Annotated in this window: 9 protein-coding genes and 1 pseudogene; 7 read left to right on the top strand and 3 right to left on the bottom strand. The window is 41.4% G+C overall.

Going from position 1 to position 14,765, the window contains the following annotated elements; genetic code table 11:
* Nucleotides 1-222: 222 nt before the first annotated feature.
* Nucleotides 223-1,593 (bottom strand): thioredoxin-disulfide reductase, encoded by a 1,371-nt coding sequence (trxB, locus tag ACE1CC_RS30610; protein WP_413274212.1) that lies wholly within the window; start codon nucleotides 1,591-1,593, stop codon nucleotides 223-225.
* Nucleotides 1,594-1,923: 330 nt separating this feature from the next.
* On the opposite strand from trxB, the gene ACE1CC_RS30605 reads away from it, so the two are divergent.
* The 3 genes from ACE1CC_RS30605 (at nucleotide 1,924) to ACE1CC_RS30595 (ending at nucleotide 6,225) form a co-directional block, all read left to right on the top strand.
* On the top strand, nucleotides 1,924-3,252 hold the full coding sequence (locus ACE1CC_RS30605; RefSeq protein WP_413274211.1) for a class I SAM-dependent methyltransferase: 1,329 nt from the start codon (nucleotides 1,924-1,926) through the stop codon (nucleotides 3,250-3,252).
* 113 nt (nucleotides 3,253-3,365) lie between these two features.
* Nucleotides 3,366-3,905 (top strand): type IV pilin-like G/H family protein, encoded by a 540-nt coding sequence (locus tag ACE1CC_RS30600; protein ID WP_413274210.1) that lies wholly within the window; start codon nucleotides 3,366-3,368, stop codon nucleotides 3,903-3,905.
* 103 nt (nucleotides 3,906-4,008) lie between these two features.
* Nucleotides 4,009-6,225, top strand: a complete 2,217-nt coding sequence (locus ACE1CC_RS30595; protein WP_413274209.1) for an O-linked N-acetylglucosamine transferase, SPINDLY family protein — start codon at nucleotides 4,009-4,011, stop codon at nucleotides 6,223-6,225.
* Nucleotides 6,226-6,244: 19 nt separating this feature from the next.
* Here the strand turns inward: ACE1CC_RS30595 and ACE1CC_RS30590 are convergent, their stop codons facing one another.
* Nucleotides 6,245-8,548, bottom strand: a complete 2,304-nt coding sequence (locus ACE1CC_RS30590; protein ID WP_413274208.1) for a methyltransferase domain-containing protein — start codon at nucleotides 8,546-8,548, stop codon at nucleotides 6,245-6,247.
* A 319-nt stretch (nucleotides 8,549-8,867) separates the two neighbouring features.
* Here ACE1CC_RS30590 and ACE1CC_RS30585 point away from each other — a divergent pair, with 319 nt between their 5' ends.
* Nucleotides 8,868-9,680 carry a hypothetical protein gene (locus ACE1CC_RS30585; protein ID WP_413274207.1) on the top strand — a complete coding sequence of 271 codons (813 nt, stop codon included), beginning with the start codon at nucleotides 8,868-8,870 and terminating at the stop codon, nucleotides 9,678-9,680.
* A 42-nt stretch (nucleotides 9,681-9,722) separates the two neighbouring features.
* Here the strand turns inward: ACE1CC_RS30585 and ACE1CC_RS30580 are convergent, their stop codons facing one another.
* Complete coding sequence (locus ACE1CC_RS30580) at nucleotides 9,723-10,442, bottom strand: MORN repeat-containing protein (RefSeq protein WP_413274206.1); 720 nt, start codon at nucleotides 10,440-10,442, stop codon at nucleotides 9,723-9,725.
* A 654-nt stretch (nucleotides 10,443-11,096) separates the two neighbouring features.
* On the opposite strand from ACE1CC_RS30580, the gene psbO reads away from it, so the two are divergent.
* From psbO to ACE1CC_RS30565, 3 genes and pseudogenes are all read left to right on the top strand, one after another.
* On the top strand, nucleotides 11,097-11,924 hold the full coding sequence (gene psbO, locus ACE1CC_RS30575; protein ID WP_413274205.1) for a photosystem II manganese-stabilizing polypeptide: 828 nt from the start codon (nucleotides 11,097-11,099) through the stop codon (nucleotides 11,922-11,924).
* 529 nt (nucleotides 11,925-12,453) lie between these two features.
* A complete protein-coding gene (locus ACE1CC_RS30570) occupies nucleotides 12,454-13,230 on the top strand; it encodes an RNA polymerase sigma factor SigF (protein WP_413274204.1) in 777 nt (258 codons plus the stop codon).
* Nucleotides 13,231-13,554: 324 nt separating this feature from the next.
* Nucleotides 13,555-14,765: pseudogene (locus ACE1CC_RS30565) on the top strand (hypothetical protein); the annotation flags it as partial.

Here is a 14,765-nt window from a genome sequence, read left to right as displayed (position 1 = left end):
ACTTAAACCCTAGATTTTCTGCTCCGTTTGCTTCGCCCCTACAGACCACAAATTTGCTTAACCGAGCACTATTGTCCCAGATCCTCCTTCCCAGGTTCAACCAGGGAACGAAAAATTGAGGCTCTGCCTCTAGGTGCAAGATCTGAGTTAAAACAGAGTCTTGTTCCCCCCTTACCACGGGGGTTTTGGGGGGATAAAGCGTCTGTAGCAAATCAAAAACTTTTAGAGATAACTTTCAATTAACTCACGATATTGACTTTTTGGCTTAACACCCTTGAGTTCCGTCAACAACTCCTTATTCTTGAAAAACTGAATCGTCGGAGTTCCTGTCACTCCAGCATTTTCCGCAATTTCTGGATCTTTCTCAATATCCACTTCAATGAAGTGAATTTTACCCTCAAACTCATCCACCACTTTATTAAGAATTGGCTTCAAAGTATGACAAGGGCCACAATGAGGAGAAACGTACTTAACTACCAACAAGCGATCGCTATCGTGGAACAACTTCCGCAACGCATAACCACCCTCATGGCGAGTATCATCAATACTAAACTCAGCCGCTAAAACCTCTTTGCTTTCCTTCACTTCATCAGGACTATCCGCCTTTTCCGCATCAGGTGTTTTGTGGAATTCCTGAATTAAACTATTAGCTGAAAGCCATCTTTCTGCCAACATCGCCGCCATACAACCAGTACCAGCAGCCGTGATCGCTTGGCGAAACTCGTGATCCTGCACATCACCCGCAGCAAACACGCCTTCCACACTAGTTTCTACCGAACCATGCTTAGTGGCAATGTAACCCACATCATCAAGTTCTAATTGTCCCTTAAATAAAGAAGTGTTGGGAGTGTGACCGATCGCATAAAACAAACCCTTCACCTCTAGAATGCTTTCTTCCTCAGTCTGGGTATTGCGGACTTTGATCCCAGTCATGCGATCGCCCTCACCCACCACATCCACAGGCAGAGTATTCCAATGTACCGTAATTTTTGGGTTACTCAAGGCCCGATCCTGCATCGTCTTAGAAGCACGCATCTTCTCACTTCGCACCAACAAATGCACGCGAGAACCATACTTAGTCAAATAAACCGCCTCTTCCAACGCCGAATCACCACCACCAACTACCGCCAACTCAGCGCCGTGAAAAATCGGAGTCGCGCCATCACAAATCGCACAAGCCGAAATCCCCCGACTCCAATACTGGTGCTCGCTAGGTAAACCTAACCGTCTCGCCGTCGCGCCTGTAGCAATTATAATACTGTGAGTTCTAACTTCCCTTTCCTCAGAACGAACCACAAACGGACGTTGACTTAAATCCACAAAAGTCACATCTTCCGTGAACAACTCTGCGCCCCAACGTTCCGCCTGCGCCTTCATCCGATCCATTAATTGTGGCCCAGTAATCCCTTCAGGAAAACCCGGAAAATTTTCCACCTCCGTCGTCGTCATCAGCTGTCCACCAGGCAACCCCCCAGCTTGGAAACCTTCAAATACAAACGGTTTTAAATTAGCCCGCGCCGCATAAATCGCCGCTGTATATCCCGCAGGCCCAGAACCAATAATTACCACATTCTCTACATTCGAGTTTGCCATATTTAATTAAACTCATAACGACTACGTTTAATATAGCATAAAGTTTTCCTTGGACTAAAGTTTCAACAGGTAGGAAGGTGGGGAAGTAAGACTCAGATCTTGCACTCAAAGGAGGTAGAACCTCCTGTGTCCTCGTTCCCCGGTTCAACCGGGGAACGAAAAATGGAGGCGGGAGCTCAGGAGTGCAAGATCTCAGTAAGAGGTCTAATTGTAATTTTGAGCAAAAAAAGGGGAATACTTAAGGGAGAGCGCCAGTAGTTATTAGTTCTTTTTAAATAGCTAAGTAATAACTAATAACTCCCAAAAAATTCAAAATATCCCAAAATTACAATGGAAAAACAAGTATCTGAGATCGAAAAAATTCGCCAACAATTTGATGCTGCCCCTTATCCAAGAATTCCCTTGGATCAATACCCAACCGACATGAAATATCTGACTCTCTATAACATGGTTACAGCTTACTACCTAAGATACCAAAAAGTTGTAGAGACAGAAGGAAAGCTAATATTAGACGCAGGTTGCGGTAGTGGTTTCAAATCCCTAGCCTTAGCAGTAGCTAATCCGGGTGCCAGAATTGTGGGAGTTGACCTATCCGAACAATCTGCTAACCTCTCAAGAGAACGTTTAAAATATCACGGGTTTTCTAATGTAGAATTCCATGCCCTTTCTATCTACGATTTACCAAAACTGGGAATGGAATTTGACTACATACACTGCGACGAAACTTTGTACCTCTTGCCCGATATACTGGCGGGACTCAAAGCAATGAAAGCAGTGCTTAAACCAGAGGGAATTATCCGCACCAACCTACATAGCCGGAATCAGCGCCGCCAGTTTTTCACCGCCCAGAAACTATTCAAAATGTTGGGATTTATGGAAGAGACTCCTGGCCCACTAGAGATGGAACAGGCTAGAGAAACCATGAAGTCATTGAAAGACGGGGTAACTCTCAAAGCCAATACCTGGAGACCCGAAATGGAAAATAACGACGAATGGTTCTGTGCAAACTACTTACTCCAAGGCGATCGCGGCTATACCATCCCTGAAACCTTTGAAGCATTGAGAAACACTGACTTAGAGTTTATCAGTATGGTGCATCGGCAGAAGTGGGATTTACTAGATCTGTTCCAAGATCCGAATAATTTGCCCACTGCACTAGGAATTACCCTCCCAGAACTTTCGCTAGAAGAACAGCTACATCTATATGAAATCCTCCATCCTATACATCGCTTAATTGATTTTTGGTGCGGTCATCCTAATGTCTCTACCCCTCGCCAACCTGTAATGGAGTGGACTGACTCAGACTGGGAGAAAGCCTTAGTACATCTGCACCCCAGCCTGAAAGTACCACCAGTCAAACAAGAAATGCTTAACTGCATTAGCAAGGTCAAAATGCTTGAACTTGCTAACTACCTGCCCTTTATCAAAGAAACTACACTTTTAATGGACAGCACCGTAGTAGCGTGCATCTTACCTTTGTTTGACCAGCCACAATCTTTAAAATCGCTGGTACAGCGTTGGCTGCAAATAAGACCCCTAGACCCCATAACCTTACAACCAAGCGATCCCAACCAAGCCTCTATGCTCCTCAAACAAATGTTCACTACCTTAGAAGAAATTGGCTTAATTCTTCTGGAACCTCAATCTGCAAAGGATTGAGCCTAATCCAAAAAAAATTTTCCCACAGGTGATATGAAAGTGAATTGATGTGGGTAAGTTCTATATATAAGGGAGAAAACAAAACCCACCTAGAGCCGAAGGAGAAACTTCTCATGAATACTACATTCAAAACCAAATTCTTATTACACATTAACCAAAAGAAACAAGCATCTGGCGAACAAGGTTTCACTCTAATTGAACTGTTGGTAGTTATCATCATTATCGGTATTCTTGCTGCTATTGCGTTGCCATCTTTCCTCAACCAAGCAAACAAAGGCAGACAAGCAGAAGGTAAGCAATATGTAAGTTCAATTAACAAAGGTCAACAAGCTTACTACACAGAAAATGGTCAGTTTGTTACTGGTAGTGATGCAGCTGCTTGGAGTGCGTTAGGCGTTGGTATTAAAACTCAAACCGCTAACTACAAATACGAAATCAAAAACGAACCGCAAAACGGTGTCAGCGTTCATGCTACCAAAGTTCCTATTGCTTTGAGATCTTATTCTGGAACAGTAGGTTTGATCGGTGGACAGAACCAAGACAAAACCTCTTTGGCAATTGTGTGTGAAACTAAGACCGCTGCTGATGCCCCTGCGAGCGGAGCAGTGGGCGCGGATGCTGTCACTTGTACTGGAAACACGAACCCTATCTAGTGTAGTCATTTGGTTTACTTGAATAAACTAACATTTTCCCAAGTGGGTAGTAGAAACTCTAGGCTACTCACTTGGCTTTTACTTTTGAGCTACTTTTATTAATATGGCTTTTTCTAATCTCGGTAATTGGCAGCAGCAAGCGCATCAATTATTACTTCAAGGTAATTATATTCAGGCTGCTAGCTTATACGAACAGGCAATAATAGCCCAACCGGATAATATTTCCCATTATTGGTATTTGGGATTAATGTTACTTTTGCAGGAAAAAGAAGCCGAAGCTCAAATGACTTGGTTCTCAGTAATGGCGGAAGGAGAACCTGAACAAATTGAACTGTGGACAGTCCAATTAATTCAGGTTCTCAAAACAGAAGCTCAGCGGCGAGAAGCTATATCAGATAATTCAGTTGCTTGGTTAATTCGGCAACATATCCGCGAAATTAATCCCGGAGCTATTAATAATTTATTACAGTTAATTTTGCTAGCAATTAAGTTAGAAACTTTTACCGGAGAAGAATTAAACTCTTTAGGAGTTGTGGAAATTTTCCAGTCTTCTGAATTACAAGATTTGGATGACCAACTGTTAATGCAGGTATTGGAAAGAGTTTTAGATGTGGCTCCTTTGCATCCATCGTCTCTGGAATTTGCCACTGCTTGTATCCCTTATGTTAAGGAACCTTATGTTTTTATTGATTTGTTAATTGTAACTTCAGTTAAAATAGCTTACTCTGATCAAAAAGCGGCATTGGCAGCACGTTTTTTGGAATTGGCTTTACAATTCGAGCCAGTTAGTCCAGAAGTTGTGATTCAGTTGACTAGTTTTTATCAAGATGCAGGTGAGTATTTCCAAGGAATAGAAATGGCGAAATTTTGCTATTCCTTATTACCGAAATTAGCTCAAAAAGTTTTTGCTAATCATCTGATTATTCGGGGATTAATGGTGGCAGCTGGTGAATATTGGTCTGAAGCTGTTGCGGTTTTTCAAAGACACGAATCGCTTTTGCAGTCTCTATTTGCAGCGGAAGATAAAAGTCTGGATTTAACTACAGTAATTCGGTTGTTTTCTTCTACTTACTTTTTACCATACTTTCGTGATGACCTGAAAAATAATAGACGGCTGCAAAATCAAGTGGCGGAAATTTGTCAGTTTAATATTAAATCATATTCTGGCGATCGCTATTCCCAATATCCGCCAAGAAGTTTGGAGCAACAAACAAATAATCTCGATCGACCTTTAAAAATTGGCTATGTATCCCACTGTTTAAAAAGACATTCCGTAGGTTGGATCGCACGTTGGTTGTTTAAATATCACGATCGCGATCGCTTTCAAACTTATGCTTATTTAATTAATGCTCAAAAACGCCAAGATCCCTTACAAGAATGGTACGTTAACCAAGTGAATAAAGCTTATAAATTTGGTTTGGAAGCAGCAGAAGTAGCTGACCAAATTTATCAAGATGAAATAGATATTTTAGTTGATTTAGATAGTATCACATTAGATGTAATCTCGGAAATTACTTCGCTTAAACCAGCACCAATTCAAGTAACTTGGTTAGGTTGGGATGCTTCGGGAATTCCAGCAGTGGATTACTTTATAGTCGATCCCTATGTTTTACCGGAAACAGCACAACAAGAATATAGCGAAACTCTTTGGCGATTACCAAAAACTTATTTAGCTGTAGATGGTTTTGAAATTGGAGTTCCTACCTTACGTCGCGATCGCCTAGAAATTCCCCAAGATGCCATTATTTACTTTAGCTCTCAAATGGGTTTTAAGCGACATCCCGATACAGTGCGGTTACAAATGAAAATCCTTAAACAAGTACCCAATAGCTATTTTTTAATTAAAGGTTCGGCTGAACAAAATTCCCTGAAAAGCTTTTTTATTAAAATAGCAGAATCAGAAGGTATAAGTAGCGATCGACTCAGATTCCTTCCAGATGTCGCCTTTGAAGAAATCCACCGAGCTAATCTAGGAATTGCTGATATCGTATTAGATACTTATCCTTATAATGGAGCAACCACTACTTTAGAAACCTTGTGGATGGGTATTCCTTTAGTGACAAAAGTGGGCGAACAATTTGCCAGTCGTAATAGTTACACTATGATGATGAATGTTGGCGTAACTGAAGGAATTGCTTGGACAGATGAAGAATATATAGACTGGGGTGTACAGTTAGGCAAAGATGCAGCTTTGCGGCAAAAAATAGCTGGAAAATTACGACAGTCGAGGCAAACATCGCCGCTATGGAATGCCGAACAGTTTACTCGTGAAATGGAAACTGCTTTCCAGCAAATGTGGACGAGGTATATTCAAAATTAGTCAGTTGACTGCTGCTGATTTAAGCTTCCGAAATAAATCGCATATTGGTAAGGTTATCTAATAGAATTAATGGTATAGTCTCTAGCTTTGCTTGTGCGATCGCCTCTTCATTTTCATTGTTTAACCTAATCCGCGAGTGAAGGCGCGGTAACAAAACTTCCCATTGCAGTGAATCTAGCTGATCGACAGGTGAAATTTCCAAACCATCAGTAATATCTACATCTTCTTCCATCAGCAAGTTCATCACAATACTAGATAAAAACAGATTAACATCTATTTCCGAATTTTCCGAAATATTGCTAGTATCGATTAGTAGAGTAATTTGGTTTCTATCTTCATGAGTTCCTAGAACCTTAATAACTTCTGCCAACTCCAAATATAAAGATTCTTCTGACTGCAACCAATCTGGGAAAATTATGAGATTAACTGCTCTTAGTTTTAAGTTTAGCAGACTTGTTTTGATTAAAACCGATCGCACTTTATCAGCCATCTTTCTCCAAGAAAATTTCTTCGCTTGTGCTAAACCACGCTCAATTAATAAGTTACGAATTGCAGGTTTCTGCACATCACATAAAGCATTTACCATTCCTTCAACATCATCATAATTTACATACAATGCTGCTTCTCCTGCTACTTCTGGAAGAGAAGAATTAGGACAAGTAATCACCGGACAACCACAAGCAAGCGCCTCTAAAACAGGTAAACCAAATCCTTCATATTGAGAGGGAAAAGCTAAAGCTACAGCACCAGAATAAGCAAGTCTTAATTCCAGATCATTTAATTGTAGTTTGTGGACAGTGCAACCAGAAGTGTAGACACGAAATTCATCTTCAAATACCGGATCGAAACTGGAACAAACAATGTCAAATCCATGTTTATTATATAGTTGGTCAAATCCTTGAAAAAACAAAATACCGTTTTTATAACCGCTTCTTGCACCTACTAATAAAAAGTAGGGTTTCGTAATTCCGTACTTAGTTTTGAAACTATTAATTTCTTCTGAACTGGCTGGAAATAAATTGCTATCAATTCCACAATAAGCTACAGTAATTGACTCTGGGGAAATATCTGGAAAGAACTTCACTAAATCTCTGGCTGTATTTTCGGAAATAGTAATATAAGCCACTCCATGACGCACACCAAAATGTTTTTCTTGCCAAGTAGGTTCACTAAGATTCCATCCTAAAACTTCGGGAATCATATCATAAGCCATAAATACAGATGGCGTGGAAATTGGTGTTGTATAGTAAGTGGAAATAAATAGATCGGCATTTTCTTCGTCACAAATCTTTTGTAATATTTCGCGATCGAAAGCTGCCATACTATAATTGTAAAGTTGGATATTTCGGTAATTAACACCCGAAATTTTGGGTACAGTTCCCCCTCGATCTAGTACCAAAATATTCTCTGAAAAACCGTCTTTTACCCACTCTTCTAGTAAAGATTTCCACAACCTAGCAATCCCTGTTTTAAATGATTGGAAAAATACTCCATCGATAATTACTTTAAATTTTTCTTGTTGTGGCGCAAGCGGGCTTGTAGTCGTTAATTCTTGTTCAATTTCTTCAGTTTTACCAATGACCTGCAAGTAATCTTTAGTAATTAAAGAAGGTTTTTTATTATTTGGAGGGGGAGCATAAGATAAATTTTCAAATAAAACTTCGGGGATCTGCTTTTCTGTGATTAAATGTAGATTCAACCCATTAGAATAGAAATTTAGCCCTAATCGTTCAGCAATTATAGCTAAAGATTTAACAGTATAGATAGCAATATGTTGCCCATCTTGTAGAGAATAATACCACCATTCACCAGGCTTAGGATTATTTTCGGGTAGTAGTTCTGTACTAAACAATATGTTTCGAGAAAACTGGAAAAGGTTTTGAATTTCTGTTAAGGGATCGCTGAAATGTTCAAATACCTCAAAAGCGGTTACTAGTTCGTATTTCTCCTCTTCTGATTCAGCTATAAAACCTTTAGCAAAAATATTATCACAATATTTATCGTACCAATAAAAATCAAATCCTTCATCTCGCATCAGGCGGACAAACAAGCCATAACCACCACCGTAGTCTAAGAATTTACTAGAATGAGCGAAAATAGAAAATATGATGTTGCTAGTAATCTTAGAAAACTGGAGGTTGCGGAAGACTAAGCCTACATCACTACTTGCTATGGCATTGGTATATGCTTCTGATAGCCAATAGGGTTCTTCTGTTTGGACAAACCCGCAATTTTGACATTTAAAGTAATCAATATTATATTTATCCAGAATTTTCGCATTAGCAAAATGAATACTTTCTGATTGACAAATTTTGCATTTCATAATTGGATAATAATTAACTAAGAGGATATCTGTAATTGCTTCCTGAGCATCAGAAGAGTTACAATATTTATATCTTACTTCAATTAGCTAAGCTGTGGAGCATTTAAATCACTTATTAACGAGTAGGGTGCGTCAGACGGTAAAGCCTTATTTAGAAAGGAAAATATCCCCTTCTGACGCACCCTACAATATGACTTTTAAATGCGTAACAGCTTATTATAGACATTTAAATAAATTTATTAATTGCAAAATAGTACATAAGTACTTAACAGAGAAAAGAGTTGCTCAAAGTTAACGGACAAATAGTGGATTGATGTTTATGTTTAGTGTATCTCGAATGAAATTCGGCCCTTCTCTGGTAACTTCCTTAGTAGCCGTTCTATGCGTGTTAGCGTTAATAGGGCTGCAACTACCTCAGTTGAACCAATTAATTACTAAATCAAAAACTGCACCGATCGAAGAATTGAGAAGAGAGGTAGCAGCAGAAAAACTCCGACTTGAGTTAATCCAAAAAATACCTTCGTTGGGATTTAGTAACTTAATAGCTGATTGGGTATTGCTGAGTTTTATCCAATATTTCGGAGATGATGTCGCCCGCGATCGCACAGGATACGAATTAAGCCCAGAGTACTTTGAGATTATTGTAGACCGCGATCCCCACTTTTTGCAATCATATCTACTTTTATCTACCAGTGTTTCTCTATTTGCTGGAGAACCAGAAAAAACTATTTCTTTAATGGAAAAAGGGTTAGAATCACTAACTCCTAAACAACCTGGATCTTATTATGTCTGGCGCTATAAAGGAATTGATGAGCTATTATTTTTAGGAGACACTAAAAGAGCACAAAAATCCTTTGCAACGGCAGCAGAATGGGCGAGTCAACATTCCGATGAGGAAAGTCAAAATATTGCTTCTATTTCTCGAAGAACTGCTGAATTTTTAGCCGACGATCCCGATCTGACATTAGCTCAAGAAGGGGCTTGGGCAATGGTATTAGTCAATGCGTTAAATGCTAATGACGAACGTACTCGCAAGCAAGTAATAGATAGAATAGAGAGACAGGGAGGAAAAGTAATTATTTCACCAAAAGGAGCCATAAGCGTAAAACTACCAAAGTCCAAATTAAACTAGTTACGAATTAAAAACTAAGGCTCCTTCTAGCTTCAATTTAGTTTACCGAAGTGGTTCACCATTGCGGAATTGTCCAGAAAAACTGCGTCCATCAGCAAACACAATGTTACCTCTGCCGTGAGGTAAAGCATTACGAAGTTCACCGCGATAACGATTACCTTTATTATCGACACAAACTCCTCTGCCATCTAAATCATTATTAAAAAATTCTCCTTGACAGCGTGTACCGTCGCTACTGGTAAATACGCCACCACCAAGAATTTGACCAGTCACGAAACGTCCTTGGTAGCGATCGCCATTGGCATAAGTAAATACTCCCGTACCGTGAAATTGTCCATTGCGAAATTGCCCTTGGTAGCGATCGCCATTCGTAAAAATAAATGTACCCCTACCATTTGGCTGACCATTGCGAAATTCTCCTTGATAACGGTTATCATCTTTGAATACGAATTCCCCATAACCATTTGGTTGACCGTTAACAAATTGCCCTTGGTAGCGATCGCCTTCCTTAAATATAAATACACCTATTCCATTCGGCTGACCATCACGAAACTGTCCTCTGTAAGAACCTTTATCCTTATACGAGCAAACCCCTTTACCGTTGAGCCGATCGCCTTGAAATGCTCCTTCACAGTAAGTGCCATCCGCAAATTTGATCACAACTTGACCAAAGGATGGCATGGGTTTCATTATATTAGTAATGATTCCCAAACTAGAAGCCGCTAATACTAGGATTCCTAACTTCTGAATTGGGCTAAACATCGGTAAACAATCTCCCTTATTTCCTATCAATAAAATGTTTTAGCGCAATATTTAATCATTTGTCACCTAACAATCCAATTATGTCATCCGATTTTAGATCTTACTTTTTCCCTGAGCGACAGCCATCCTTACAGATTCAAGGCTCCCAGGCTTCCGGCAAATCAAGCTAACACAAAGCTTTTTTACTGTATAGTTATTTCTACCACACCGCACTAGTTAGTCAAGCTAAAAGCACATAATTAGTAAAAATAACCATCACTTAATCAATCGTAATATATTCAGGTTAATCTTTCAAAGCCAGAAACAATTGGTAAAAGTTTTTTCTGCCGCTCGTCCCAGCTACCACGTAACACAAACTAGCCAAGATCAATTAATAGTTAATTTAACAGTGGGAGTGAGCACATTATTCTGTAAAATGCTGTATGAGATTTAGCCGAGCCAATAAAAGATCTAATGAATCTAGCCTAAAACAGGGCAACAGTTCAAAAGGTTTCCTTTTCGAGGGAGAATAGTCAAGCCGACTACCCCCGACTCAAGGTATCAAAGCCAGAGCTGGCATTTGCCTAAGTCAAATGGCTTGATGTTTGACGGCAGTGGCAATAATTTTCACATTTGAGTTTAAGTAGAGATTGAGGTTAGGTACAGAGGTTGACCATGAGGTATCGCGGTTTTATCGTTGCACTCCTAGCATTATGCTTATGCGTGCTAACTGCTTGTAGCGACGGCCCTGCAACAGCTACCGAGCAACTGACATACGATCAAATTAAAGGCACTGGTTTAGCTAATAACTGTCCACAGTTAGAAGAAACAACTCGTGGATCGATCGCACTTAAATCCGGTGAGTCATACGCAATTAAGGGATTGTGCTTACAACCCACCACTTTCTTTGTTAAAGAAGAACCAGTTAACAAACGCCAACAAGCAGAATTCGTTCCCGGCAAACTACTGACTCGTTACACCTCCAGCATTGACCAAGTACAAGGCAAACTGAAGATTAACTCTGACAGTAGCTTGACCTTCATTGAAGAAGATGGCTTAGATTTCCAAGCCATTACCGTTCAGTTACCTGGTGGCGAAAGAGTACCTTTCCTATTCACCATTAAGAACTTAGTAGCAACATCCCAGCCCGGATCGGAAAGCATCAACACTTCCACCGACTTTGAAGGCCAATTTAAGGTTCCTTCCTATCGGTCTGCTGCCTTCCTAGACCCGAAAGCTCGTGGTGAAGCTACTGGTTATGATAGCGCGGTGGCAATTCCCTCCCAAGCCGATCGGGAAGAACTAGCCCGTGCTAACATCAAACGCGCCGAAACAGGCAAAGGAAAAATTTCCCTCCGAGTAGCCAAAGTGGACAGCCGTACTGGTGAAATTGCTGGTACATTTGAGAGCGAACAGCCCTCGGATACCGATTTGGGAGCCTCTGAACCCAAAGAAGTGAAAATTCGGGGCGTATTTTACGCCAGAGTTGAATCCCAGGCATAAGTCCAGAGAATGGCTCAACAGAGCTTAAAATCGTCAAAGTAAAACAGCAGACGCTATCAATGAACGAGAGTGGGAGCGGGGTAAAATCGCCAGCAGGAACCAAAACCATGAAATCTTGCTGATGATTATCCCGCTTCTACTTAGAAATACGTAACGCGATCGTCCGACTGCACTTACTAAATTAAGTAATCAAAATTTCTCACCACATCGATTGTTTCAATTAAATCAAAACTTCCGTAAATATGGGGTTGTTGGAGTATATAGTCGGTGACTAAGGTAAAGATATAACTTCGCACCAGGTAGAGCAGCACCCTTCTGTTGGGTAATACTCACTGCCAAATAATGTGATAAATTAACAAAGTTTTGGTTAGGTTCAGTTCTATTTCCAGTCTACTTAAGCAAATCAGCAAAACATAATCATTACCCAATAACTTATGTTGTTGCAGATCACAGCCCACCAGACTGCCAAAGTGATAAAACTGAATCGAAAATAACCCTGGTACAGCCTACCTACCCCCATTACGCCGCTATGCCTACCAATCTGTCTCACGATTTAAAAAATGATAGCTTGCAATTGCTGCAAGAATACCGAAAAACTGGCTCTGCCACCACTCGTAATCAGTTGGTAAATCTGAACTTCGGCTTAGTAAGAAAGGAAGCGCACTACTGGAGCAATCAATGTACAGAAAGCTATGAAGACTTGCTTCAGGTAGGCTGCTTAGGATTAATTAGAGCGATCGAGCGATTTGAAATCTGCAAAGGCAACGCCTTTAGCTCTTTTGCTCTCCCCTACATTAGAGGCGAAATTCAACACTACCTCAGAGATCGAGGCTCCTCAGTCCGCATTCCCCGGCGCTGGCTCACACTGCAAAGACAAGGAATAGCAGCCACCAGAGAATTACAAAGCCAACTGCACCGCCAACCAACAGACGCAGAAGTTGCAGCTGCCTTAAAAATTCCTTCAGAAGAATGGCAAGAAATTAAATTAGCTTGTCAAAATCGCGCCCCCATAAGTCTAGATATACCAGTAGGAGATGACGAAGACGGATCTCGACCTTTAGCAGAACTCGTCCCCGATCCTCATTACCGCAGTTTTCAGTTAGCCCAAGAAGATCAAATTCGCCTACAACAAGCTTTAGTCAAATTAGAAGAACGAACTCGCGAAATTTTAGAATTCGTTTTCTTCCAAGACCTAACCCAAAAAGAAGTAGCACAACGCTTAGACATTAGCGTAGTGACTGTCTCTCGGCGGGTGAAAAAAGGATTGGATGTCCTCAAGCAGTTGATGGCAGGAAGTAACGATTAAAATTCCGACTGAAAATTTTTTCATTTAATTTACTGCTCATTTACTCAGCAGGGAGTTTCAATAAAATAAATTTAACAAGTCACGGTGTATCTGCTGATTTCCTGCATAGAGATATAGACAAATACAAAATTACTCTTTTTCCAGAGAAGTTGAAACAAAAATTTAACTGCAACCAAGATGTAAAGACTCAAATTGTAGTCACTAGTCCCGCTATACTTTGAGAATTGCAGTTTAATATATAACAGTACTGAGCAATCACTAAATGTCCAATAGAAAAAATAGACATTGATAGTGGAGGCTAAAAAACTTTTTGGGAGACAGGCAATGCGTCAATTATCATTTATTGCCTTATTTGGGACACTGGCTATTCTAATGGGTGGATGCGGTGGCAAAGAAAATGAAACCGCCACTTCTCCTTCACCTACCACACCCGTTGCTACCGCACCCGCTGCTACCACACCCGCTGCTACCACGCCTGCCACTGAACCAACAGCGCAGCAATCACCGACTCAACCATTTTCCAGTCCAATGGTTGATCCGAAACAAAAACCCACACCTACGCCTGGGGCGACTGCGCCCAAACCAGCACCAAATGTTATTGTTACTGCACCAGCAGAATTAATACCACCAACAGACCCAAATCAGCGGGCAACACAAGTACAAACACAAATAGATAAAGCTAACAGAGATCCTTTTGGGTTGCCACCTTTAGAATTAAATCCACAGCAGCCAACCCCAAATACTGCTAATAGAACTCCTACTCAATCACCAAATAGATCTATTCCTACAGTGGGAGGAGTGCCAGAAGCACAACCACCAGTAGTTAGCATTCCTAGTACCACTACTGCACCTACAGCAAGGAACGTTCCTACAGTGGGAGGAGTGCCGGAAGCACAACCACCAGTAGTTAATATTCCCTCGAGAGCGACTCCCCAACAAACAGCAGGGCGTGGTACAACCACAACACCGAGCAGAATACCCCAAGCACCAGTACTTCGTGTTCCTGCTAGCCCTGGCATAACTGGGACTAGACAACAACCAAGAGTAAGAACTCCAGCCACACGCACCACTGGCCAAACTCAACCTACTCAGGTGGCACAGGCACCGCAACGGGCTCAACAGCCAACCCGAACTGTGGCAAGGACACCGCAACGGACTCAACAACCAACCCGAACTGTGGCAAGGACACCGCAACGGGCTCAACAACCAACCCGAACTGTGGCACAGGCACCGCAACGGGCTCAACATCCGTCCCGAACTGTGGCAAGGACACCGCAACGGGCTCAACAACCAACCCGAACTGTGGCACAGGCACCGCAACGGGCTCAACAACCAACCCGAACTGTGGCAAGGACACCGCAACGGGCTCAACAACCAACCCGAACTGTGGCAAGGACACCGCAACGGACTCAACATCCGTCCCGAACTGTGGCAAGGACACCGCAACGGACTCAACAGCCAACCCGAACTGTGGCAAGGACACCGCAACGGACTCAACAGCCAACCCGAACTGTGGCAAGGACACCGCAACGGAC

Source organism: Floridaenema aerugineum BLCC-F46 (assembly GCF_041929345.1).
GTDB classification, from domain to species: Bacteria; Cyanobacteriota; Cyanobacteriia; order Cyanobacteriales; family Aerosakkonemataceae; genus Floridanema; species Floridanema aerugineum.
This window is presented reverse-complemented; position numbering and strand designations above follow the sequence as displayed.